The sequence below is a fragment of the Bacteroides sp. 51 genome, from assembly GCF_010500965.1.
Taxonomy (GTDB): Bacteria; Bacteroidota; Bacteroidia; order Bacteroidales; family Bacteroidaceae; genus Bacteroides.
The window spans coordinates 133,755-160,247 of sequence record NZ_QVMI01000017.1 but is presented as its reverse complement, the minus strand read 5'-3'; the positions used below and the strand labels follow the sequence as shown (position 1 = coordinate 160,247).

Below are 26,493 nucleotides of genomic sequence, written 5' to 3'. Positions count from 1 at the left end.
GAGATGTTAAAAACAGATGTTAGGCATGTTTTTGTAGCGTATTACTGACATTTGAGAGTATAGTAGCGCTCGACTGTCTACACTTGAGCCGCGTACTGTCGATAGCACGCGGCTCAAGTATCGACAGTCAAGCGCTCAAGTGTAGACAGTCAAGCGCTCAAGTATCAACAGCGCGCGGCTCAAGTGTAGACAGCGCGTGGCTCAAGTGTCCAGCGTGTTTCATTTTATAGGTTTTCATTCTCTGGTTGAATAATTTCGAACGAAAGAAATAGAATACATATTTTCCACACAAACTACATATTCTACTTCATTTTGCTTGAACTTACAACCACATTGCATGCTTTTGATTAAGAACTTCACAAATACGCATCTTTTCGCTTTCCCTCTAACACGATTCTTTTGCCGTTTATTCTCTCCCCCCGGCCATAAGTCCCGAATTTACAATTCAGGGCATAGTAGGATATCAAATTGTCATTCTGACAGAAAGCTATTTAACGCGAGTCCGATATAAGAATTCACGTTATTTCGCTTTATCCAGCGTAGCTTTCCGCAGCAATGCCTCTAAATAATAATAATCGGCATACGAAATCGGTGCATCTACCTCATCATTTGCCGGACGGTTGCCCGTAGAATGAAGCAAAAGAAATCCTTGGTGCGTACCAACCTGGGCGCGATAACCTTTTGAGAGGTTTTCCAATATCTGATCCGCTTTCTGCCTGTACTTTGCCCCATCAATAGGCAATACTTCCGACAACTCATACAAACCGGAGGCCATGATACAAGCTGCCGATGCATCGCGCGAAACATTTGGGATGCCCGGATCGCTCATGTCCCAATACGGAATCAGGTCTTCCGGCAGTCCGGGATAATTCAACATTAAATCGGCCACGGCTTTGGCGCAATTCAAATATTCTTGCTTGTGCGTAAAGCGGTAGGACATGGTGTAACCATACAAAGCCCACGCCTGCCCCCTGGACCAGACCGATTCATCACTATAACCCTGCAACGTTTCTTTTGAAATTACTCCCCCTGTGATGGTATCATAATTAATCACATGATAGGAAGAATAATCCGGCCGGAAATGATTCTTCAAAGTTTTATCCGCATGGCTCACCGCCATATTATAATACGTAGAGTCGCCTGTCATTTCTGTAGCCCAAAACAAGAGTTCCAGGTTCATCAGGTTGTCAATGATAACCGGATACTGCCACTTCTGCCTGTTCCAATCCCACGAGCGGATACAACCTATGGTAGGATTAAAGCGGGTGCTCAATGTTTTTGCCGCCTGTAAAGCCACATCTTTATAGCGTTCCTCGCCGGTTAGCTGATAGGCTTTTCCGTAAGGTAAGAAGATCATAAAGCCCAGGTCATGCGTCCCCCGATGAAACTTAGCACCTTCTATAGACCAGGTGTATCTTGCGGCAGCATCTTTCCAGTTTTCATCACCCGTATACTGGTACATCATCCAAAGGGTGCCCGGGAAAAACCCGGAGCACCAATCATGAGAGGACACCACACGCAGCGAACCATCTTTTTCGATGGTCCGTGGAATAACCTTTGCACGTCCATTCTTTTCGGTCGGCTTCTGAGTCAGAACAGCGTCCGAACATTTCAGTGCATACTCCAACTGCTTTGTGGCAAAACTGAAGTTATCCTTCACCAAACCTTCTTCTGAGGCCTTGCAGGCGCTAATGCCTGCAAGGAGAAAACAAACTAATACTATATTCTTTAATTTCATACACTAACGATATTATGGCAATTTCGGTGCCTCGTTCGCTTTAATCGACCATCCCGGATTTTGGTAAATCGGAGAAGTCTCCGGATTATCGCCATTCTGAGAGGTAATGAGGAAATGTTTCTCGGCGATAGGAGTCAGGTAATGGGGTTCAATAAACTTGATACCATCATACAGCAAACTATTGGATGCCACCTGGAAGGGGCGGACGTAGATACTCTTCGTTGGCGAAGAAACCGTGTTTTCTTTATCGCTCTTATCGTAAACCAGTTTAGATTGGTCATAATTAGCCAACATCGGACCAAATAGTTTACAGCCTTCAAGTTGATAACCGTTCAACTGATCCATAGCTCTCCAACGGATTACATCATCGTAACGGAAACCCTCGCCAATAAATTCGCAACGGCGTTCGCGACGAATATTATACAGCGTTGCATCAATCAACTGCCCATGCGAGTACGCTCCCCAGTCGTTTGCCGATTCTTTTGCCATATCCGTAGCGGCTATAGTTTTACTGTAATCGGTATCCACTCCGGCTCTTGCCCGAATAGCTTTCCAATACAAACCGGCTTTGCCATCTACGCGGCCATTCTTTTCATAATACGCTTCCAGATAAGTCAGGTATGCTTCTACGGCACGCACCATGATGGAAGCCGTTTCGTCTTTATTCAGGATCTGGTTATTATAGTCGTGCGAATAAGCCTTTCCTATAAGATAACCGGTTGAAGTAGAGTATTTAACGTCATTGGAATACACCATAGGGGCGTCACTGAATCGCTCAATAGTCGATGTATTGATAAAAGCCTTCACCTCGCCCGGAGCCTTCATAAAAAGACGCCAGCGCCAGTCGCGATCCACCTTCGTATCGCCAATAAAATCATCACCGGCATATCCGCTACCATTAGCATACACGGGCAGACCATTCTGCATCAGGAATACTTGTTCCATCTGGCGTGTATAGCCGCGTGCATAACCATGATAAATGTGGTGATTATAGTCTGTTCCCAAATTCAGAGCCGTGCTGTACGGACGGAAGAATATAACCTCTGCATATTTCTGTGGGTCCTGAGTGGCAAACATATTATAATAATCATTGGCGGGATCTCCCAGGCTCTCCTGAATCACTTTACTGTTTGTTTCCAGTTGAATAGCATCGGCCACAATTTCCGAAGCTTTCATCGCTTCATCAAGGAAGAAATTAATTTCTCCCTGTAAAGACCCGCTGGGGAACTGATAATTTGCATTATACGCTTTGTCCTTTCCCGGCCAGTTAGGGCCATTAGGCACAAGCGGAGTTCCGGCATGATATTTCAACCAGGTTGCTTCGAAAAGAGCAACACGCGCTTTCAGTACCAAAGCGGCATTTAGTGTGATTCGCGCTTTTCCACCATCGGGATTATTGGTTAATAATGCGATGGCTTTATCCAAATCGCTCAAAATGAAACGCGCCACTTCATTGCGGGGTTGTCTCTGAGAAGTTTCAACCAAAGCCTCAACCTCATCATCAGAGAATGTTCTTGTTATGATAGGGAAGTCGCCCAGTTTCTTTAAACGAAAGAAATACTGATATGCGCGCAAGTAATAACCTTCGCCAACATAGTGCTTAATCTTAACCGGATCACCTTTAATCTCGTTTGCTTCCAGCCGGGGCACTACGGTTTCCAGGTAGTAGTTCATTTCGTAAATGCGTTTAAAGTCCCAATCGCCGTCTTTCTCGGGTGTTTTCCACTCTCCCGGTACATAGCGGTTATTTACGGCTTTCGTGGTAGCATTATCTGTGACCACATCTCCTCCATACTGATCGTTCAGTCGCGGAAAGTTTTCCTGGTAATACCTGATCGTATACGCTGCCAGTTGAGATTCCTCAACCAAATACATTTCCGGAGAAACGGTAGATGGCGGGGTGATATCCAGAAAGTCATTACAACTTGCCAGAAATGTAAAGGAAAGGCTTAATGCAACCCCCTTTAAAATAGATAAATATGTATTCTGTTTCATTATTGTATTGATTTAAAAGTTTACACTCAATCCGAATGAATAGGTTTTAGACAACGGATATACCGTACCATTGGCCTGATCGTTTGCCTGACCGCCAACGCCTGCTGTTTCCGGGTCCATTGTGTCGCTCAAATCGGTAATGGTAAGAAGGTTTTCACCGGATACATAAATACGAAGATTCTGTAGCATCAACTTATTTGCTATTCTTTTCGGGAAAGTATATCCTATCTGCACGTTCTTCAAGCGGATATAAGAAGCATCCTGCAAATATTTGGTCTGCACTTTATTGTTCTTTGTATTAAATACAGGGCGAGGATAGTACGAATCAATATTCGCTCCCAGCGGATGGCCCTCAGGACGATAGTGGTCCATGTGTGCTTTCAGAGAAGTAGACCACCATTCACCGTCCGTTACACCCCAGAATGTCATATTCCGATCTCCCGGCCAAAAATCACGTTTCAGTACACCTTGCCAGAACATCTGCACGTCAATACCTTTCCATGAAGCATCCAGGTTAAGTCCGGTGAGGAAACGGGGAGTATCATTACCGATCTTTTTCATATCGCCCATATCGTTGAGTGTGTTACTTCCGTTATTGATCTTACCATCATTATTTATATCTGCATACATAATATCACCGGCACTCCATTGGTTTCCCAGTGCATTTTGTCCACCGTTAGGAAGACTGGCCAGATGGTCGTTCATTTCCTGTTCGGTCTTAGCAATACCAATGGTGGTATAACCATAGATGTCACCCACTTTTTGTCCTTCAATATACGTTCCCAAATCTTTCGTTGGGTTGCCATAACGCAAGATCTTGGTTTGGGCATCCGAAAGATTGAAGCGTACGCCATAAGAGAAATCGCCGATCTTATCTCTCCAACCCAATTGAAGTTCCCATCCGTATGTCTTCAAGTCAGTATTATTTGTTCTGGGCACATCGGTTCCTAATACTACAGGTAAATCTACACCCGGTCCCATCATGTCTTCGGTTTTACGATTGAAATAATCGAAAGAACCGGTCAGACGACCATCCATAGCCACAACATCCAAACCGATATTGGTGGTTTTCACTTTTTCCCAGGTTAAGGTAGAAGTAACCAGTTTGGGAGCCTGCGCTGTATTTGGCTTTGCACCATTAATTACCCAATTGGCGTTAGAAGCTCCCACTTGCAGCACTCTATACGTAGGATACAGGCTGAACGTATTTTGATTGGCCAATACACCATAAGAACCTCTCAACTTTAATGTCGAAACATAAGGCGTTAAGGATTCAAAGAACTTCTCGCGGGCAATGTTCCATCCCAAAGAGAAAGAAGGAGTGAGTATCCAACGGTCTTCTCTGCGATAACGGGAAGAACCATCATAACGAAGATTACCTTCCACCAGGTAACGACCATCATAGTCATAGTTTACACGTCCGAAGAAACCGGCGTTGGCCCATTCCTGATAAACTCCACCGATTTCATAAATAGAACCACTCGTGGTCAAGTCTAATACAGGCAAGTCTTCAGAGATCATATCCGCGCGATTAGCGTTTGCTTTTCTGAATTTCTGTTGTTCTATCTGCATACCGGCAGTGGCAGCCAGTCCGTGTTTACCGAAGTTTATATTATAATTGGTATACACGTTTGGATTCAGGAAGGTTCCTTTATATACTTCTTCGGATACTTTGCTCTGACTGGGACCCGTCATCGTGGCAATATAAGCTTTCTCCGGATCATTAGCGTAGTGCGAATAAACGGGCTTATGGTCATAATGCGTCCAGTTATTATCGGTTTTCATGTTAAACTCTCCGATAATGTTCCAGTTCTTCAACGGAGTAATGGTAATACGTATCTGTTGAGATAATCCATCGTTTTGCTCCCGGTGGCGTCCGCCATTCTGCAAAGCGTCAATATAGTTGATATCAGACATGTAATATCCATTCGGGTCATAGATCGGACGAACCGGACGACAACGACGCAATACATTATTATAGAAATCATTCCATAGTACAGCCGGGCGTTCATAATCCGTGCGGACATAACGGGAAGAATAGTCGATTTTCACATAATCCGTAATATGTGCAGAAACCTTTGCCGTCAGGTTATAACGGGCGTAATCATCGGTTCCATATCTCATAAAACCATCTTGTCCCATGTAGTTACCAGACAGGTAATAGGTATATTTACCCGTTCCCCCGCTGATACTTGCATTGTGTTCCTGCGAGAAAGAACTGTTTCTGAAATACTCTCTGATCCAGTCAACATTGCCCCAGGTATAGTCATAATTCCATTTACCGTCTCCTTGCGCCTCGGCCACATCCCAGGGTTCCAGTTTTCCATCGTAGTAATCTTTTACCTTTTGCTTATATTCTTCCGTATAATAATGTGTGTTGTTTTGATTAAACTTCGCATCATCATAGAAGTTCACATACTCCCAGGAGTTCATCATCCGAGGTAACTTGATCGGCTTGTTGAAACGGAAACTATTATTGTAATTGATCACAGGGCGTCCTTCTTTACCCGCTTTCGTAGTGATAAGAATTACCCCAAAAGGTGCGCGCGATCCGTAAATAGAAGAAGCCGCCGCATCTTTCAATACAGATATATTTTCAATATCCTGCGGATTGATGGTATTGATATCGCCTTCCATCCCGTCTATCAGTACCAACGGGTCGCTCTTTGAATATGGATTGTTACTCGCATCAGTACCCACGGTACCAATACCACGAATGCTGATTGATTTTGTATTGTTCAACTCACCACCGTGTCCCTGGTTAGAAATATTCAATCCGGGAATAAGTCCCTGCAACGCTTGTACGGCATTGGACACGGGGCGTGCTTCCAGGTCTTTGGCATTAGCCGTAGCTACGGCACCGGTAAGGTTTACTTTCTTTTGTACACCGAAACCGACTACTACTACTTCGTCAAGTGTTTGGGAATCTTCTTTCAGGCTAATGCGCAAATTAGGAGTAGCTTTTGTCTCTATTGAGATATAACCAATATACGACACCTGCAAAGTAGCACCCTGGGGGACTTTTAACAGGAAGTTACCATCAAAATCGGTGATGGTTCCGTTGGTTGTTCCTTTCTCAACAACTGTAACCCCGGTTAAAGGTTCATTCGTTAAAGCATCAATGACATTACCTCTTACTTCTATGTTCTGCGCAATCAGATGGCCGCCGCACATGAAAAGTAAAAAGCACAATAGAAAAAACTGCATTGGGAAATGCAAAGGCTTTTGCCTTAGAGGTCGTTTTCCTTTCATAATAATTAAATAAAAGTTTAACTGTTAATATTACACAGCCCAAAAGAACTGTTGAACTAAAGTATGGGAGAATGAAACGCAAACCGCATGATCCGTACCATCAAAAGTACAGCAACCCGCCGGAGCATATACATCATTCTTTTCTCATTTCCAGAAACCGCACCTGACGATCAGGCAATTAAGTATTATTTGCTGCATAATTTTCATTTTCTGCCACACGTTTATTAAAGTTGAAACAGAGCAATCTTTAATTTTGTGTGTTGTAACAAGACCTTAAATCAAGTATCCTTTTTGAAAGTCTTTATCCTACATTTTTTGGATATCACGACTCTAAGTGTCATCTTTGTGTAGCCAATTATCTAATATTATGCGAAAAATAACACCTATCCTCCTTGTTTTCCTTTTATTCCCAGTCTGTCTGTATGCGCGCGAAGCCGCCAGTTACTACTTTACGCACATTAACGGCGAGAACGGACTGTCACAAAGTAATGTCAAAGCCATTCTACAGGATAGTTATGGCTTCATGTGGTTCGGCACCAAAAACGGACTGAACCGGTACGACGGCACATCCATTATACAGATTAATTGTGAAGATGCCGTATTGGGCGAAGGCAACAACAATATCGCCGCATTGTATGAAGACGAGAATCACCATATCTGGGTAGGAACAGACCGGGGGATTTACATCTACAACCCGGCCGATGACATCTTCACCAAGTTTTCCAAAGAATCGCCCGAAGGGGTGGGTATAGGCAATTGGGTGGGAAAGATACTGAAAGATTCGATAAACAACATCTGGGTACTGGTTCCCGATCAGGGCGCGTTCCGGATCAAGGACGAGCAGATGCACTTCTACCCCATTACGGACAAAGAAAAGTTCAAGACCGAAAGCCCCAATTCCATTTGTGTCAACGAACGGGGAGATGTGTGGATAGGCACGTCGGGAATCGGCCTCTTTCGCTATAACCGCAAGAAGGATAGCTTTGATCAATACCAAACCGACAGGAACGGAAGGTCGCTGATCGGGAAAGCCATAAACGGAATCTGCGCACAGGACGACAATCTACTCTTTACCATACATGAAGGCGAGCTCATCCGGTATAATCCAAATACAAACGAATTGATGGATATACCGTTGCCGGCCAGTACCAGAAATATCTTTTTCCACAATGTGGAGTACATCAACAACGAGATCTGGCTGGGAACATTCAACGGACTGTTTGTGATTAACGAAGAGAGAGAAAGCGTTGTGCATCTTAAAGAAGATATGGTTCGCCCTTTCAGCCTCTCGGACAATTTCATCTATACCATCTATGGCGACCGTTCGGAGGGTGTATGGATAGGAACATTGTTCGGCGGGGTAAACTATCGCCCTAACCGCCAATTGCTTTTCGATAAGTATGTACCCGATAGCAATGAAAATTCCCTGAGCACCAAGCGCATACGCGAACTTGTAGAAGATGCCGACGGAAACATATGGATAGGCACCGAGAACAATGGGGTGAACATACTTAATCCGAAGAACGGACAGGTCAGCAGGCCGAACTACGGAAAGGGGCGCAACGTGAGTCATCAGATTACGCTGAACATGAGTTATTATAATAACCAGGTTTATTGCGGGTTATTCAAACAGGGGATGGATGTTTTCGAACTTTCACAGAAATCATTCAGGCATTATACCGCAAAGGATTTGAATCTGGCCGAGAATAGCATCTATGCGTTCTATGTCGACAGTAAGAAACAAACATGGATCGGAAACGGATGGGGGTTGTACATGGCTCCCCCGGGAAGTCTGTCGTTCAGCCTGATTAGCGATACGGGGTACGACTGGATATTCGACATCATGGAAGACAAGGACGGTATCATGTGGTTCGCTACCATGGGTAGCGGATTGTGGAAGCACGACCCTGCGGCGCAGACTTTTCACAAGTATATTTACGAGAAAGGAAAGGATAATTGCCTGGCGTCCAACTCCGTGAGTTCTATTTTTCAGAATAGCCGGGGAACGCTTTGGTTCTCTACCGACCGTGGGGGGATTTGCCGCTACAACCCCGAAGAGGATAACTTTACGTCCTACTCCATCCGCGAGGGGTTGCCGGACGATGTAGCATACAAGATTCTGGAAGATGACCAGCACAACCTCTGGTTCGGAACGAACAGGGGGCTGGTTAAGTTCAACCCCGATAACGGAAACGTACGGATATTTACGACGAAAGACGGACTGCTGGGCAATCAGTTTAATTATAAGTCGGCCCTGAAGGCAAGCGACGGGAAGTTCTACTTCGGTGGTATTGACGGACTGATCTCTTTTGATCCTTATACAGCCGATATGATGCAGGATCTCCCCCCGGTATACATATCGAAATTCTCTATATATAATAAGGAAATAACCACGCACACCCCACAGTCGCCACTCAAAAAGAGCATTACACACACGGATAAGATCGTGCTCGACTACGACATGTCGAACATCAGTTTCGATGTGGCGCTACTGAACTATTCTACCGCGGAGGCCAACCAATACTACTACCGCATGGACCCGGTGGATAATGATTGGGTACGGGCGGCAAGCAGCCAGAACATTTCATACGCCAAACTACCGCCCGGCGAATACATCTTCCGCGTTCGGGCCACACACGATGGGTTCAACGGACAATTCGCCAGCCGTTCCCTGTCCATCGTTATTCTTCCCCCTTGGTGGAAGTCTGTCTGGGCATATATTGTCTACTCCATTATAGGAATATCACTTATTTCCTATGTGCTCTTCTGGTACAGGCAGCGCAAAGAAAAACAAATGCGGGAGCATCAGAAGCTGTTCGAGATTGAGAAAGAAAAGGAATTGTACGAATCGAAAGTGAGTTTCTTCGCCACCATTGCCCATGAGGTACGCACGCCGTTGACGCTGATTAACGGCCCGTTGGAAACCATCCAGGAGATGGGTCTCGAAGATGCAAAGGTGAACAAGAACCTGGGGGTAATTGCACAAAACACCAAGCGGTTGCTGGAACTCACCGGACAATTGCTGGATTTCCAGAAGATTGATTCGCAGCAATTCAAAATACACTTCGAGAACGTAAACGTGGTTACGCTATTGAACGAAACAATAGCCCGCTTCGAACCAACCATCCTGCAGAAGAAAAAGGAATTGTTCCTTCATATCCCGGAGATGGAAGTCAGGGCATCGATAGACAAGGAGGCTATAACCCGCATTCTGAGCAACCTGTTGAACAATGCGCTCAAATATACGCTAAAGAAGATCATGGTGGAATTCATCGTAGACGATAGCACGTTCACCATACGCGTGGTGAGCGATGGTGAAAAGATTCCATTGGAAAAAAGCGAGCACATCTTCCAGCCGTTCTACCAAATGGCCAAGAAAGATGCCATAAGTTTCGGCGTAGGCATGGGATTGCCCCTGGCGCGCTCGTTGGCCGAGATGCACAAAGGTAGTCTCTGCCTGGACACCACCCAGCCGGAAAACACATTCGTGCTGACCATTCCGCTGAATAAGGAAAGGATACAGCAGCACAACGAAATCATGGTTGGACAGAATTTACCGCTCGACGAGGAGCCTTCGTCCTACGATGCCGACAACATTTGCTACACGCTGCTAGTGGTGGAAGATGAGGAAACAATGCTCGATTTTATGCTGGATGGCCTGCGCGAATCATTCACGGTAGAGTGTGCCCGCAACGGCAAGGATGCGCTTGAAATTCTCCACAACAGCCATATCGACCTGGTGGTGAGCGACATTATGATGCCCGTAATGAACGGTTGGGAACTGTGCCGCGAAATCAAATCGGACATCGACCTGAGTCACATTCCCGTGATATTCCTTACGGCAAAGAACGATCTGGAAAGCAAAATCAATGGCTTGAAGATTGGCGCCGAGGCGTACGTAGAGAAACCTTTCTCGCTCAACTTCCTCAAAAACCAGGTGCTCTCCTTGCTAAACAACCGTCGGAAAGAGCGTGAGGCTTTCTCCAAACGTCCTTTCTTCCCAGTGACGAACATGCAGCTCAACAAGGCCGACGAGGAGTTTATGAATAAGGTAATCACGATTATAGATGAGAACATTGCCGACGAGAACTTTAATGTTGAACGCATGGCGGATATTCTCTGTATGAGCCGCTCCAGTTTGTTACGGAAAATAAAGATCTTGTTTAATCTTTATCCGGTGGATTTCATCCGCCTCATCCGTTTGAAGAAGGCGGCAGAGTTGATACAGGAAGGGAAGTATCTGATAGGTGATATTTGTTTCATGGTAGGTTTCAATTCGGCTTCCTACTTTGCCAAACTTTTCCTCAAACAGTTTGGAATGACGCCCAAAGAGTTCGAGAAACAGAATCAAAATCTGACCAGAAGTAATCTGGAGAAGGAAGAATGATGCTTTGCTGCAAAAGTGCTTGTTTTTGCATTGATTTTATTCGGTTGCCCAGGGTAATAATGCATATTTTTGCTCTTAGCTTAATTTTTCTCATGATTTTCAATATACTATTTTTCGCATGTACTTAGTGATAAGCAAATGAAGGCAGATTAAGAAACTCAAAGAGAAATCCGGGCACTCTGCTCTGTGATAGAGCGGGTGCCTTTTCTTTTTTATACCCGCCGGCCTGCCCCTACAGCATACTTGCATCTTTTTAAAACAACGTAAGAGAAACCTGAAACAAATTACTTCATCTTTCTCAAACAGTGCTTTCTTCATCGTATTTACACCTAGGTGTCAACTTATTTTAGATGTACATGTCAATTACATTTAGATGTACATCTAAACAAAATTATAGTACTTGCATTTGAAAGAAGAACCATAACAATCGAAAGAAAAACAGTACAGCATTCTTAAAATGGGGTAACGGTACTTTATGACAAAAATGCTGCAAAATATAAAATATGCGCACTGTATTACCCTCAAACGATGCAAATGCAGCAATTTTTTCATTTTTTGCAGAAGAATCACTCACAGCACAGTCCCCATAAGCCATAATTTTGACCCTAGATTTAATGTTATGAGAATTTGTTAATCAACTTATTAAATCAAATACTAATTTAACTTTTTAATCTTATGACGAAAACACACTATGTGAAGACCCGGTCTTTTCTCAAAGTCGGCCTTTTCATTCTCCTGACCCTGTGCGCAGGAAGAGCGTTGGCCTTCGAGGGTGATCATACGCCCGAAGTCAAAGACCAACATCAACAACGCCTCACCGTAAAAGGTACCGTGAAAGACAGTTACAACGACCCCGTGCCCGGCGCCACGGTCGTAGTAAAAGGAACTACCAACGCCACCATCACCAACGCCGATGGTAACTACACACTGAACAATGTACCCACAGATGCCACGCTGGTTTACTCGTTTATGGGGATGCAACCGGCAGAAGTAGCCGTAAACCTCCAAACCGTCATTGACGTGGTATTGCAGGAAGATGCCAAAGCACTCGACGAAGTGGTTGTCGTAGCCTTCGGTACACAAAAGAAGGAAAGTATGATCAGCTCCATACAAACCGTCAACCCAAAGTCGCTGAAAGTCCCTTCCAGTAACCTCACCACGGCATTGGCCGGACGTATGTCCGGGGTGATTGCCTACCAACGCAGCGGTGAGCCGGGCAAGGACAATGCCGACTTCTTTATCCGTGGGGTAACGACATTCGGATACAAGAAAGATCCACTCATTCTTATCGACGGGGCAGAGTCTACCACCACCGAACTGTCGCGCCTGCAACCCGACGATATCTCCGCCTTCTCTATCCTTAAAGATGCCACCGCCACGGCGCTCTACGGTGCGCGCGGAGCCAACGGTGTAATTCAGGTATCGACCAAAGAAGGGCATGAAGGACCAATCAAAGTATCCGTCCGGTTTGAAAACTCCTTCTCCGGAAACACCCAGGACATCAAACTGGCCGACCCGATAACGTTCATGCGAATGGCCAACGAAGCCACGCTTACCCGCAACCCCGACCGGCCACTACCCTACTCGTACGAAAAGATCGACAACACCGTTGCCGGCAAGAACCCATACGTTTATCCGGCAAACGATTGGAGAAAACTACTCATCAAAGACGTAGCCAACAGTCAACGCGTAAACATGAACCTCAGCGGGGGTGGAGGTATCGGACGCTACTATATCGCAGCAAGCTATAGCCGCGACGGAGGTAACCTGAAGGTAGATAACAAGAACAATTTCAACAACAACATCAACCTGCAAACCTACCAAATCCGGTCCAACATCAACCTCGAACTAACCAAAACCACGAAAGCCTCCATACGTCTGTCCGGTAGTTTCGATGACTATCGTGGTCCTCTTGGCGGATACGATGATTGGGGCAACCGCATCAGCGGCGGGGAAGCCATGTACAGAAGAATCATGGTCGCCAATCCGGTACAGTTCCCGGCCTACTACCCCTCGTCCATACAGCCCGATACGAAACACATTCTGTTTGGTAACGCCAGCCGCTCGGCAGGTGGGAAGAGCGCCGATTACATTAACCCGTACGCCGAAATGGTGAGAGGGTATATGGACTACTCCAAATCACAACTCGATGCACAAGCCGAAGTAAAACAAGACCTGAATTTCATCACCAAGGGACTGAACTTCCGTGCTATGTTCAATACATCGCGCTATTCCTACTTCGATGTCGAGCGCAAGTACAACCCTTATTATTATGGAGTGCGATCGTACGATAAGAAACAAGACGAATACACCATTATGTTGCTCAACGAAGACGGCAACCCGACGGAGTATCTGGACTATAGCGAAGGCAAGGACAAAGACATCAATTCTACCGTATATATCGAGGCGGCTTTGTCATACAACAGGGTATTTGGCATGAACGATGTAAGCGGTATGCTCGTCTTCCAACGCCGCGAACAAATCTACGCCAACAAAGGCACCTTGCAGAAATCCCTTCCCTACCGCAACCAAGGTCTGTCCGGTCGTTTCACTTATGCTTACGACGGTCGTTACCTGGCCGAGTTTAACTTCGGTTACAACGGTTCGGAACGTTTCTACAAATCCAAACGTTACGGTTTCTTCCCCGCCGTCGGTGTGGGTTGGATCGTTTCGAACGAGAAATTCTTTGAACCTCTCAGCCGCGTGGTATCCAAATTCAAGCTTAAAGCCACCTACGGACTCGTGGGTAACGATGCCATCGGCGATGAAAACGACCGCTTCTTCTACCTCTCGGACATGAATATGAACGACGAATGGAAAGGATACCAGTTTGGCGAGAACTTCGGATACGGTCGAGACGGTGTAACCATCAACCGGTACGACAACCGCACCATCAGTTGGGAGAAATCCTATAAAGCCAATTATGGTTTCGAACTCGGCCTGTTCAACGAATTTGATATCCAGTTCGATTTCTTCACCGAGAGACGGAAAAACATCCTGATGGACAGAACCTCCATACCGCCATCCATGGGACTATCCTCTACCGTACGGGCCAACGTAGGCGAGGCCAAAGCATCGGGCGTAGACTTCTCGATAGACTACAACAAGATGTTCAAAAACGGATACTGGATACAAGCCCGCGGAAACTTTACCTATGCACACAGCGAATTCGTGAAGTACGAAGAACCGGCATATAATGAGAAATACCGCCTGCACATCGGCCAGTCGCTCAAACAAGAATACGGACTCATCGCCGAAAGACTGTTTATTGATGAGTACGACGTACTCAACTCGCCCCGGCAAAACTACGGAGAGTACGGTCCGGGGGATATTAAATACTACGATACGAACGGCGACGGACAGATTACCGACGACGATATGGTACCGCTGGGTCACCCTACCGTTCCGGAAATTGTGTACGGATTCGGTTTCTCCATAGGCAACAATCGTTTCGACTTCTCCACCTTCTTTCAGGGTTCGGCACGATCATCATTCTGGATTGATGGTGACAAAACATCTCCGTTCCAAAACGATGTGCCACTGATCAGAGCCTATGCCGACGACCATTGGTCGGAAGACAACCGCGACATCTACGCCCTGTGGCCACGACTCAGTCCGACACTCGTGAAAAACAATACAGGCGTAAGAAACTCCTGGTTCATGCGCAACGGAGCATTCCTACGACTAAAAACCGTAGAAGTAGGATATAAAGTCCCCGAAAAACTACTGAGGAAACTACGTGTTGAATCGCTACGCCTGTACGCCAGTGGAAACAACCTCTTGATGTTCAGCGGATTCGACCTCTGGGATGTGGAAATGGGAGGCAACGGACTGGGTTATCCCATTCAGCGCGTCGTTAACCTGGGATTTCAAATCAACTTCTAAATACCCGATATAAATGAAAAAGATATATACCATCATACTAACCATGCTATGGTCACTCGGTGGCCTGTTTAGCTCATGCACCGACTATCTGGACGTGGTGCCGGACAATATAGCCACGCTCGACAATTCCTTCACCAACCGGAATGAAGCCGAGAAATATCTCTTTACATGCTACTCCTATCTGCCCGACAACAACACCGGATGGGGAAACACCGGCCTCATGGGAGCCGACGAAGTGTGGGTATTCTACCCCGGAAACAGTCATACCCCCTGGCAGATTGCCCGTGGAAATCAGAACGCCAACGACCCGTATATGAACTGCTGGGACGGAAGCAATGGTGGCAAGTCGTACTACAAAGCCATCAGAGACTGTAACATCTTCCTCGAATACGTCGAAGACCGCACCAAAGTGCAGGACCTGAGTATCAGCATGCGCCTCAGATGGATCAGCGAAGTCAAGTTCCTGAAAGCCTACTACCACTTCCAACTGTTCCGTATGTACGGTCCGATCGTTATTGCCGATAAAAACCTGCCGGTTTACTCCTCACCCGATGAAGTACGCCTGAAAAGAAGTCCGGTGGACGAAGCGGTGCAATACATCTCCGACCTGTTGGATGAGGCAATCACCGAACTCCCACAAGACATTACCAACCGTGTAGAAGAACTGGGACGCGTTACCAAACCCGCAGCCTTGATGCTTAAAGCCAAACTATGGCTTACCGCAGCCAGTCCGCTATTCAATGGTAACCCCGACTATGCCGACTTTGTGGATAAAGACGGCGAACACCTGTTCAACTCCGTTTACGATGTCACTAAATGGGAGAAAGCAGCGTCAATATGCAAAGCCGCCATCGAATCCTGCGAAGAGAACTTCATGAAGCTATACACTTTCACATCCTACCTGCCTCTGAGCGATGATATCAAACTACAGATGAGCATCCGCAACAGCTTCAGCGAAAAATGGAACAGTGAACTGATCTGGGGATTGTCCGGACGCCGGGTCAACGAATTACAAGTTGATTGTATGGCACGTGTCGACCCGCAGTATTTGCTTAACATGTGGGCGGCACGCGATTTGATGAATCCTACACTGCACATTACCGATCAGTACTATACCGAGAATGGGGTGCCCATGAACGAAGATAAGATATGGAACTACAGCGGCAGGTATGATATCAGCGTTCCGAATCATGAAAATCGCTTCAAACTGGTAGAGGGATACGCCACAGCCAACATCCACTTCGGTAGAGAGCCGCGGTTCTACGCCAACCTGGCGTTCGACGGATCGTTATGGTTTATGGAAAACAACCGTAGCGACGACAATGCCTGGACCGTTAAAGCACGCGTAGGGCAACCACAAGCCAAACTGGGTACCTATAACTATACCGTAACCGGATACTGGACCAAGAAACTGGTCAACTGGAAATACGTTCTATCCGACAACAGCAGTACATACGAGGAATACCCTTGGCCGGAATTCCGCCTGTCCGATCTTTATCTGATGTATGCCGAAGCCCTCAACGAAACCGGTAAACAGGACGAAGCCATTGTATGGCTAGACAAGGTAAGAGAAAGAGCCGGACTAAAAGGAGTAAAAGAGTCATGGACGCAATTCTCTACCAAACCCAACAAGTTTGCATCTGCCGACGGCCTGCGCGAGATTATACATCAGGAAAGAACCATCGAACTGATGTTCGAAGGCCAACGTTTCTGGGACATCCGCCGCTGGAAAGAGGCCGACAAGGTGATGAATAAGAAAGTGTACGGTTGGGATATTGATCAGGAAATACCCGAAGCATACTACAGACCCAAGATGCTCTTTAGCCAGGAGTTTGTTGCCCCACGCGACTACCTGTTCCCAATAAAGAAGTATACGCTGCTCTTAAATACAAATCTAGTACAAAACCCTGGGTGGTAAACCTGAAAAACGAAATGAATATGAAAAAATACATTGCATTTATAGTAGGCGTACTGCATATATTTGTCATGGGCAGTTGCTCGGACGATGTTAACTCGCCTATGGAAAAAGACAAAAGTGCACCCGAACCGGTGTACAATGTAACAGTCGAAAACTTGTCAGGTGCTGCATTGATTCACTACAGCCTACCTACCAACGAAGACCTGCTGTATGTACTGGCTAGCTATACCAATAAGAAAGGACAGGTGGTAAACGCCCGCTCTTCTTACTATACCAACTCTATACGGGTAGAAGGATTCGGCGACACAGACGAATACACCATTCAACTCTATGCTGTAGACCGGAGCGAAAATAAGTCGGTAGCGGTTGAAACAAAGATCAAACCCCTCACCCCGCAGGTGATCCTTACCGCCGGACAATTGGAAATCAACCCCGACTTTGGAGGAATCAATATTGTTATCAATAATGAAGCCAGAGCGGACTTAGCCATCATGGTCTCCACCGCTAATGAAGACGGAGAGATGACTACAGCCGAAACCTTCTACACAGCGCTTAACACAGCTAAGTTCTTTGTCAGAGGATATGAGTCCGAACCCCGGAAGTTCGCTGTCGTTGTTCGCGATAAATGGGAGAACCTGTCCGACACGGTTTACGCAGAAGTTACCCCAATCTATGAAATCATGCTCGATAAGACGAAATTCAAAGCCCTCATCCTGCCTGGCGACGCCCCCGCCACCAACTGGGGCGGAAGCCTGGAATACATGTGGGATGGCGTGAACGACGGCGAAGCCGCTCATACCGGTAACATTGCTTCGGGAGAGCCCAAATACGTATCCTTCGATATGGGTGTCACAGCACAGTTGAGCCGCTTTAATCTGCAACCAACCGCAGATGATAAGCACATGTTCAATGACGTAAGCCCAAGGCTATACGAAATCTGGGGATGCGAAACATTCGATCCGTCGGGAAGCTTTGACGGCTGGACCAAGCTGGTGACCATTGAGAATATAAAACCATCCGGACTACCTGTAGGACTACTCACCGAAGACGACCGCCGTGTAGCCCGCCAGGGCGATGACGCGGATATTCCGAGTGATATGCCTAAGGTGCGTTATATCCGTATCCGCTGCCTGAACAACTGGTCCGGAAACACCAATATGGTGATCAGTGAAGTAACTTTATGGGGTAATGATAAATAACAGAAAGGAAAGAATCATGAAACAATTTATACAATCAGTACTTCCGGTCATGGTATTCGTGTACCTGTTTGGTGCCGCATCTTGCTCGGACATGGACGATTATCTGAAATATACAGAGGGTAAGCCAAGGCTATATACCGGCAAAGTAGACCCAGCTATATTCCTGTCGGGTGACGAGCGCGTAGTATTCTACGGTATGCTTACCTCTGATCCGAAGATCACTAAAGTGAACATCTACTGGAACAACCGGAAAGACTCACTGGTTATCGATGTACAAAGAACATCGGGCGTAGATATTATAGAAAAGCCTATCGCACTGCCCGAAGGAAGGTATTACTTCGAAGTGATTTCGTATGATGGCGAAGGCAACTCCTCTATTCCGGTTGTCACTACGGGTGTATCCTATGGAGACACGTACAGGCAAACGCTCTACAACCGCCCAATCAAAAGCGCCGAAAAAGTAGGCGACAACGTAGTCATTGAGTGGTACAACGGAGATGAAACATCACCTTTCGTCAAGGTAGATTATACGGATTCCAACGACCGGGCACATACCATAAAAGTACCGACATCGGAGAAAAAGACCATACTGGAAAACTTCAAAAGCATGAGTGAGTTCAGTATGCAAGCCTACTACCTGCCCGATGAACTATCTATTGATACCTTCAAAGTAGCTCCTTTATATATAGGTGTAAACGAAGATATCACTCGCCTGATCAAGAATCCCGGGAATCCGTTTGCCAGGTCGGACGATGGCACGGGCAAATGGGGAGTCATCAAAGACTGGCAGTACACGCCTAACATCATTAACCAGAATGGCGATACGGCCGGCGGATGGTCTACCGACTCGGGAGGCGTAATACATTTCGAATCCAAAGACTGGGGCGGCGATGGCGTAACCAACGGTAAGATTTATCAAACCATATCACTACCTGCGGGTCATTATTCCATCGAGTTCTACAGCGATGGCGGCGGATCGGACAACTTCACAGGAAACTTCATGGTGGCCACCGGCAATACGCTGCCCGACATCGGAAATACCGGCGAAGCCATTGCCTCGCACGTTTGGAATAAAGATTTCATGGGAGGCACGCACAGCATGGAGTTTGAACTCGATCAGCCGAAAACCGTTACCATCGGTTGGGCAGTCAGCTTCGGATCATCCACCTGGATGCACATCAATTCGGTGAAACTGATGATACTTGCAGAATAACAAAACTTTCACCACTTTTGTGTAGGGGCAGGCCTTGTGTCTGCCCTCATGTCGCAAAGCGCATTACTAATAATAAAGAACCAAATAACATCAATCTAAATGCAGATAAACATAAAAAAATACTCCCTGCCACTCGCAGCGCTCCTGTTATTACCAGCCGGAATGCTAGCCCAGCACCGGATACAATCACTGGAAAGCTCCAACCCCGGGGTGACCTGGCAAGTAACGCCCCAACACCAGGAACAATGGATCGACGCCGTTGTACCCGGAACCGTATTCGTCTCTTACGTGGAAGCCGGACTGGAAAAAGACCCGAACTTCGGCGACAACATCTACCAGGTAGACAAAGCAAAGTACGACTGTCCATTCATGTACCGCTGCCAATTCGATATCCCCACAGACTTTACCCAAGAAAAGATCTGGCTGAACTTCAGGGGAATAAACCGCAGAGGCGAAATCACACTCAACGGAAAGTCGCTCGGAATACTCGACGGATTCATGCAAAGAGGTAAATTCGACATCACCGACATTGCCCGCCGCAACGAAAAGAACATACTCACCGTACGTGTCGAAATCCCCGAACACCCACTGAACAACTACGGAACCCCTACCTACATTTCCAGTGGCGGATGGGATTGGATGCCATACGTTCCGGGACTAAACTCTGGTATCACCGATAAAGTGTTTCTAAGCAACACCGGAGGATTGTTGATCGAAGATCCATGGATCAGAACCGACCTGCCTACCAATGCCCGAGCCGAACTGTCACTATCCTTCGGAATAAAGAACCCCACCCAATCCCATAAAGAAGGAACATTAAAAGTAAAGATACAGCCGGGCAACATCGAATTCTCCCAAAGAGTAAATGCCAACCCTGGCCGCACCACCGAATATAACTTCGATAAATCCGCACTCCACGAGCTAATCATTAACAACCCACGACTATGGTGGCCAAACGGATACGGCGAACCCCACCTCTATGTGTGCGACATCACCCTGGAAGTAGACGGCAAGGTATCCGAAACACAACAAATCAAATTCGGAATCAGGAAATACACCTACGACACCGAAGGCGATGTACTCCATGTCTCCATCAACGGTAAACGCGTATTCCTCAAAGGCGGAAACTGGGGCATGTCTGAATATCTCTTGAGATGCCGCGGAAACGAATACGATACCAAAGTCCAATTGCACAAAGAGATGAACTTCAACATCATCCGCAACTGGCTAGGCTCCACAACCGACGATGAGTTCTACGAAGCATGTGATAAATACGGTATCCTGGTTTGGGACGACTTCTGGCTCAATGCCAATCCAAACCTTCCATCGGACATTCATTGCTTCAACCGGAATGCCATTGAAAAGATTCTGAGAATACGCAATCACCCCTGCGTAGCCGTATGGTGCGGAAACAACGAAGGATATCCCGTAGCGCCTCTCAAGAACTGGCTAAAGGAAAACATCGCCACATTCGACGGCAACGATCGGTATTACCAACCCATCTCGAATGCCGAGAGCCTCTCCGGTAGCGGTGTATGGGGCAACTTCGATCCCAGGTGGTACTTCACCCCCTATCCTAAGAGCATGACACTCGACAATGCTACCTGGGGACTGAGAACAGAAATCGGCACGGCAGTATTCGTAAACTACGAAAGCCTCATCAAATTCATGCCCAAAGACAAACTATGGCCGCGCAACGAGATGTGGAACCAACACTTCTTCGGCCAATGGGCATTCAACGCCACACCCGATAAGTACGACGAAAGCATAGCCGGACGCTACGGAACACCCGAAAGTATAGAAGATTACTGCCGCAAAGCGCAACTACTCAACATTGAAACCAACCAGGCCATGTACGAGGGCTGGCTGGACAATATGTGGGAAGATGCTTCGGGCATCATGACCTGGATGAGCCAGTCGGCCTATCCTTCGATGGTATGGCAAACATACGACTATTATTATGACCTGACCGGTGCATACTGGGGGGTAAAAAAGTCCTGTGAACCCATGCATATTCAATGGAATCCTGCCACCAACTCCATCAAAGTAATCAATTCCACCGCCAAGGATATGGAAGAACTTACGGCCGAAGCATCTGTTTACAATTCAGATGGTTCGGAGGTAACCGCTTTTCGGCAATCGGCCACCATACAGTCGTACTCCAATACTGCCACGCATTGTTTTTATATCCCATTCTATGAGAAAGCCCAAAATATTGCGCTCGGTAAACCGGCCACAGCCTCTTCATCCGACACCGGAAGACCGGAAGAAGTGACCGACAACAACCTGAACAGTCGCTGGAGCAGTCACTCGAATAACAATGAATGGATATACATCGACTTACAGAAACAGGAAAACATCTTCGGTGTAGGCCTCAACTGGGAGAAAGCCTATGGCAAAAAGTACAAAATACAAGTATCGGACGATGCACAATCCTGGAAAGACGTATCTACCGTAACCTATGGAAGAGTAGGTATACAGAAAATCTACTTCGATGATATCAAAGCCCGGTACGTGCGCATGCAGGGAATGGAACGCGGAACCGGCTGGGGATACTCGCTCTGGGACTTTAAAGTATATGGCGGCATGGAACACAATAAAGAACTAACCGATGTGCATTTCATTAAACTCCGTTTGAAAGACCATACCGGAAAGACCATCAGTGAAAACATGTACTGGCGTGGCACCAACCGGATAGACTTCACCGCACTGAACGCTCTGCCCAAAGCAAACCTGAAGGTAACCTCACAACTCCTCAAAAAAGATGGAAAAGCTGAGATACAAGCCGTCATTACCCAACCCAAATCAGCTAAAAGCGTTGCTTTTGCCGTACATGTACAAGCTATTCGCACAACAGATGGCGAAAGGATATTACCAGCCATCATCAACGAGAACTATTTTACCTTGATGTCGGGCGAAAGCAAAAAAATATCCATCGCATTCGACGAGGCTTTGTTACAAGGAGGATCATACAAATTGGAAGTAAGACCATATAATCGGTAGCGAGGCGCTACAGCCAGGTTTTTCAAATATCCTAAAGCTAGCTCACAGGGCTTAAATACATATCCCCCCAGTCGGCATTCAATGCCTTAACTGGGGGGATATATATTTAAAGCCCTGTGGATTACTCACTTTTAGAATCTTTAACTCTAACATCCTTGCATTACTACGAAACTTTCGTAGATTTGTGATATAATCGTAATTCAAATAGCTATATGGAAAAGTTAACGATACAAGAAGAAGAAGTGATGATCTATATTTGGGAGTTGAATAGCTGCTTCGTAAAAGACATTGTAGCCAAATTCGCTAAACCTGCTCCGCCATACACTACAGTGGCATCCATCGTTAAGAATCTGGAAAGGAAAGGTTATGTTCTGGCCGAACGTGTAGGCAATACTTATCAATATGCCCCCGCCATTAAAGAAAGCGAATATAAACGCACATTTATGAGCGGCGTAGTACGCAACTACTTTGAGAACTCATACAAGGAAATGGTTTCTTTCTTCGCCAAAGACCGGAAAATATCCACAGACGAATTAAAAGAAATCATTGATATGATTGAAAAAGGCAAAAAAGAGTAACCAGAAAAACACCCATACCATGAACCCCGAATTAGCCTATTTCCTGAAAGTAAATGTAGCCATTGCGCTCTTTTATGCTTTCTACAGGTTATTCTTTTATAAAGACACATTCTTTAAATGGAGACGCACAGCATTATTATGCTTCTTCGGTATCTCTATATTATATCCACTCCTGAATATTCAGGAATGGATCAAAGAACAAGAGCCAATAGTGGCCATGGCTGATATTTATTCAACCGTAATACTGCCGGAGATCAACATTGATTTTTCGGATGAAGCCTCCCAAGCCGACTGGAAATACCTTATAATCTCCTCTTTGAAGTATATATATTGGGGAATTGCCGGATTGTTTATCATCCGTTTCCTGGTTCAGCTTTTAGGAATCATCAGGATAGGGTTTCGCACGCCAACCACTATATTACAAAACACAAAAGTCCATTTATTGGATAAACATCAAGGACCTTTCTCTTTTTTCAAATGGATCTTTGTACACCCCGATTCACACACGGAACAGGAGTTGGAGGAGATACTCACCCACGAGCAAACCCATGCCTCACAATGGCATTCCATAGATGTCCTTCTTAGTGAACTTCTATGTATTCTTTGTTGGTTTAACCCATTCGTATGGTTAATGAAGCGGGAAATACGCAATAATCTTGAATTTATGGCAGATCATAAGGTCCTGGAAACGGGTCATGACTGCAAAACATACCAATACCATTTGTTGGGATTGGCACATCAAAAGTCAGTAGCTACTCTTTATAATAGTTTCAATGTTTTACCACTCAAAATTCGCATTAGAATGATGAATAAAAAAAGAACCAAACAGATAGGAAGAACAAAGTACCTGATCTTCCTCCCCCTGGCCGCATTATTGCTTATTGTAAGCAATATTGAAGCTATAGCGCGTAGCACAGAAAAACTTATTGACCATGTGATCCAACCCGAAAACAGTTCGGCTATAATAGAGACACAGGAAAGTAATATACCTGTGCAAGAACCACTCACTGCGTCCACTCAGCAGGACAATTACATCGCAGCAACACGTACAGCATCCGAACCGCCTGCGCCACCGGCCGCTATACAACAAGAAAAAAAGTACCTGTATAAGGGAACTGTAATTAATACAAATAACAAACCCTTAAAAGGTGTGCAGATTGTTATGGCAAACACAACGACTCCACTAACTGTTACAAACGAGAAAGGTGAATTTTCTTTTGAATGGAAAGATCAAGCCACATTTTCTTTGTTGTACAGAACTAGCGAGAATGTTGTAATGGCACAAACAGTCACAAGTGATAGTAAAAAGGAAGATCGGCAAAATATGGTCATTGTAATGGCCCAAGTACCGGCTTTCATTCCTGAAGAAGTTAAAGGTCCTGGTGAAGATGTCATCTTTGAGATCGTAGAGCAGATGCCTGAATTCCCGGGTGGAAACAAGGCTCTGATGGAATTCCTTTCGGCAAATATCAAATATCCTAAAGCAGCACAAGATAGCAAAACACAAGGACGTGTTATTATACAATTTGTAGTAAGTGAAACGGGAGATATCAAGAATCCAACAATTATTCGTAATGTAAGCCCGGAAATAGACGAAGAGGCTATGCGCGTTATAACCCTAATGCCTAAATGGAAACCAGGTATGCAACGCGGAAAAGCTGTGAACGTAAAATATACGATTCCAATCATGTTCAATCTGGGACAAAGCGCCAACTCTCCTCAATTTACTCCATCTAAAATTACTGATTACGAAGAAAGTAAGATCAATGGAGAAACAGTATACGGCTTAGCTGATAATATGCCCGAATTTCCGGGTGGCGCCAGAGCACTAATGGATTACATCACAAAGGAAATGCAATATCCGGCTAATGCTAAAGAAAAGAGCATACAAGGCAGAGTAATTGTACAATTTGTTGTTGATAAAGAGGGAGATATAAAATATCCCCGAATCGTACGCAATGTAGATCCTTCACTCGATCAGGAAGCACTTAGAATTATTAATAATATGCCTAAATGGAAACCTGGAAAAATTAAAGGTGAAGATGTATCTACAAAGTACACGGTGCCTATTATGTTCAGAATCGAATAAAGTAATAAAGAAACTCCCGGGAGGTCAGAAATAACTACTCCCGGGGTTCTTATTTGTTATTTATGAATCTCCACAATCTTTGTCGGGTCCATATTCTCATTCCGATGATCCACCTGATGAACCACATTTTCGGCCAGTCTCATAAATGCCTGTCCCGTGATTGAGTCTTCATCTAAGACGACCGGCTTACCCTCGTCTCCACCTTCACGAATACTTTGCACCAAAGGAATCTGACCAAGCAGAGGAACATTCATTTCTTCGGCCAACTTCTTTGCCCCGTCTTTTCCAAAGATATAATACTTATTTTCAGGAAGTTCCGCGGGAGTGAACCAGGACATATTTTCTACCAATCCCAGAATAGGAACATTTACTTTATCATTGGTAAACATGTTAATCCCCTTACGGGCATCGGCCAAAGCAACTTCTTGTGGCGTACTCACCACAACAGCACCCGTCATGGCCAGGGTTTGTACAATAGTCAGGTGGATATCGCTTGTACCGGGAGGAAGGTCTATCAGGAAGTAATCCAGATCTCCCCAAAGTGCATCACCGATTAATTGTTTCAGAGCATTGCTAGCCATACCACCACGCCAAAGCGTAGCTTGATCGGGATCTACAAAAAAACCGATAGATAATAGCTTTACTCCATATTTCTCTACGGGGATGATCATGTCGCGTCCGTCCATTTGTTCCGCATGGGGCCGGGCATCTTCTACCTGAAACATTTTAGGCATAGAAGGCCCAAAAACATCGGCATCAAGTAGTCCCACCTTATGCCCCATCTTTGCTAAAGCAACCGCAAGATTGGCAGCAACCGTAGATTTACCAACACCACCTTTACCGGAAGATATGCCAATAATATTCTTCACCTGTGGCAACAGCTTGCCAACCTCCGGACGGGGGGCTTGTTTAGATTTTACGGATATGTCAACTTCCACATTGCGGTCTACATAAGTAAGAATAGCTGTTTCTGCTGCTTTAACTACGGATTTGATAAACGGATCGGTTGGTTTCTCAAAAACCAAAGAGAAAGAAACCTTCATTCCGTCAATACGCATATTATCATCTACCATACCGGCTTCGACCAGATTCTTTCCGGTACCGGGGTAACGTACGGTTTCAAGTGCGTTGAGTATAAGTTTGGGGTATAAAGTCATAATTAATTTTGAATGATGAATTTTGAGTTTTGAATTAAATACCCTTTATAACAGCCAATAATTCAAAATTCAAAATTTA

General features: G+C 45.7%; 12 protein-coding genes. 8 read left to right on the top strand and 4 right to left on the bottom strand.

Features of this window, described 5'->3' with window-relative positions; translation table 11 throughout:
- Nucleotides 1-520: 520 nt before the first annotated feature.
- Genes D0T87_RS13995 through D0T87_RS13985 form a run of 3 tightly spaced genes read right to left on the bottom strand, consistent with a single transcriptional unit; the run spans nt 521 to nt 6,985 of the window.
- Nucleotides 521-1,738, bottom strand: coding sequence for a glycoside hydrolase family 88 protein (locus D0T87_RS13995; RefSeq protein ID WP_163175757.1), 1,218 nt, complete (start codon nt 1,736-1,738; stop codon nt 521-523).
- Nucleotides 1,739-1,750: 12 nt separating this feature from the next.
- Nucleotides 1,751-3,733, bottom strand: a complete 1,983-nt coding sequence (locus tag D0T87_RS13990; protein WP_163175756.1) for a RagB/SusD family nutrient uptake outer membrane protein — start codon at nt 3,731-3,733, stop codon at nt 1,751-1,753.
- Between the two features lie 12 nt (nt 3,734-3,745).
- Nucleotides 3,746-6,985: a TonB-dependent receptor gene (locus D0T87_RS13985; protein ID WP_163175755.1), complete on the bottom strand. Its 3,240-nt coding sequence runs from the start codon at nt 6,983-6,985 to the stop codon at nt 3,746-3,748.
- Nucleotides 6,986-7,352: 367 nt separating this feature from the next.
- Here D0T87_RS13985 and D0T87_RS13980 point away from each other — a divergent pair, with 367 nt between their 5' ends.
- From D0T87_RS13980 to D0T87_RS13945, 8 genes are all read left to right on the top strand, one after another.
- On the top strand, nt 7,353-11,372 hold the full coding sequence (locus D0T87_RS13980) for a hybrid sensor histidine kinase/response regulator transcription factor (RefSeq protein WP_163175754.1): 4,020 nt from the start codon (nt 7,353-7,355) through the stop codon (nt 11,370-11,372).
- A 675-nt stretch (nt 11,373-12,047) separates the two neighbouring features.
- Nucleotides 12,048-15,257 carry a TonB-dependent receptor gene (locus tag D0T87_RS13975; RefSeq protein WP_163175753.1) on the top strand — a complete coding sequence of 1,070 codons (3,210 nt, stop codon included), beginning with the start codon at nt 12,048-12,050 and terminating at the stop codon, nt 15,255-15,257.
- Between the two features lie 13 nt (nt 15,258-15,270).
- Entirely contained in the window at nt 15,271-17,175 is a 1,905-nt protein-coding gene (locus D0T87_RS13970) for a RagB/SusD family nutrient uptake outer membrane protein (protein WP_163175752.1), read from the top strand.
- A gap of 20 nt (nt 17,176-17,195) precedes the next feature.
- Entirely contained in the window at nt 17,196-18,374 is a 1,179-nt protein-coding gene (locus D0T87_RS13965) for a DUF4959 domain-containing protein (RefSeq protein WP_239063666.1), read from the top strand.
- Nucleotides 18,375-18,390: 16 nt separating this feature from the next.
- Complete coding sequence (locus tag D0T87_RS13960; RefSeq protein WP_163175750.1) at nt 18,391-19,587, top strand: DUF4998 domain-containing protein; 1,197 nt, start codon at nt 18,391-18,393, stop codon at nt 19,585-19,587.
- 99 nt (nt 19,588-19,686) lie between these two features.
- On the top strand, nt 19,687-22,590 hold the full coding sequence (locus D0T87_RS13955) for a discoidin domain-containing protein (protein WP_163175749.1): 2,904 nt from the start codon (nt 19,687-19,689) through the stop codon (nt 22,588-22,590).
- 212 nt (nt 22,591-22,802) lie between these two features.
- Nucleotides 22,803-23,168: a BlaI/MecI/CopY family transcriptional regulator gene (locus D0T87_RS13950; protein WP_163175748.1), complete on the top strand. Its 366-nt coding sequence runs from the start codon at nt 22,803-22,805 to the stop codon at nt 23,166-23,168.
- A 19-nt stretch (nt 23,169-23,187) separates the two neighbouring features.
- Nucleotides 23,188-25,257 carry a M56 family metallopeptidase gene (locus D0T87_RS13945; protein WP_163175747.1) on the top strand — a complete coding sequence of 690 codons (2,070 nt, stop codon included), beginning with the start codon at nt 23,188-23,190 and terminating at the stop codon, nt 25,255-25,257.
- Between the two features lie 56 nt (nt 25,258-25,313).
- Here the strand turns inward: D0T87_RS13945 and D0T87_RS13940 are convergent, their stop codons facing one another.
- Nucleotides 25,314-26,414 carry an Mrp/NBP35 family ATP-binding protein gene (locus D0T87_RS13940; protein ID WP_163175746.1) on the bottom strand — a complete coding sequence of 367 codons (1,101 nt, stop codon included), beginning with the start codon at nt 26,412-26,414 and terminating at the stop codon, nt 25,314-25,316.
- Nucleotides 26,415-26,493 lie beyond the last annotated feature (79 nt).

Excerpts from the sequence above, each read along its gene's own strand:
- D0T87_RS13940 (WP_163175746.1), bottom strand. The coding sequence starts at position 26,414 with ATGACTTTATACCCCAAACTTATACTCAACGCACTTGAAACCGTACGT.
- D0T87_RS13945 (WP_163175747.1), top strand. The coding sequence starts at position 23,188 with ATGAACCCCGAATTAGCCTATTTCCTGAAAGTAAATGTAGCCATTGCG.
- D0T87_RS13995 (WP_163175757.1), bottom strand. The coding sequence starts at position 1,738 with ATGAAATTAAAGAATATAGTATTAGTTTGTTTTCTCCTTGCAGGCATT.
- D0T87_RS13985 (WP_163175755.1), bottom strand. The coding sequence starts at position 6,985 with ATGAAAGGAAAACGACCTCTAAGGCAAAAGCCTTTGCATTTCCCAATG.
- D0T87_RS13950 (WP_163175748.1), top strand. The coding sequence starts at position 22,803 with ATGGAAAAGTTAACGATACAAGAAGAAGAAGTGATGATCTATATTTGG.
- D0T87_RS13975 (WP_163175753.1), top strand. The coding sequence starts at position 12,048 with ATGACGAAAACACACTATGTGAAGACCCGGTCTTTTCTCAAAGTCGGC.
- D0T87_RS13960 (WP_163175750.1), top strand. The coding sequence starts at position 18,391 with ATGAAACAATTTATACAATCAGTACTTCCGGTCATGGTATTCGTGTAC.
- D0T87_RS13965 (WP_239063666.1), top strand. The coding sequence starts at position 17,196 with ATGAAAAAATACATTGCATTTATAGTAGGCGTACTGCATATATTTGTC.
- D0T87_RS13980 (WP_163175754.1), top strand. The coding sequence starts at position 7,353 with ATGCGAAAAATAACACCTATCCTCCTTGTTTTCCTTTTATTCCCAGTC.
- D0T87_RS13990 (WP_163175756.1), bottom strand. The coding sequence starts at position 3,733 with ATGAAACAGAATACATATTTATCTATTTTAAAGGGGGTTGCATTAAGC.
- D0T87_RS13970 (WP_163175752.1), top strand. The coding sequence starts at position 15,271 with ATGAAAAAGATATATACCATCATACTAACCATGCTATGGTCACTCGGT.
- D0T87_RS13955 (WP_163175749.1), top strand. The coding sequence starts at position 19,687 with ATGCAGATAAACATAAAAAAATACTCCCTGCCACTCGCAGCGCTCCTG.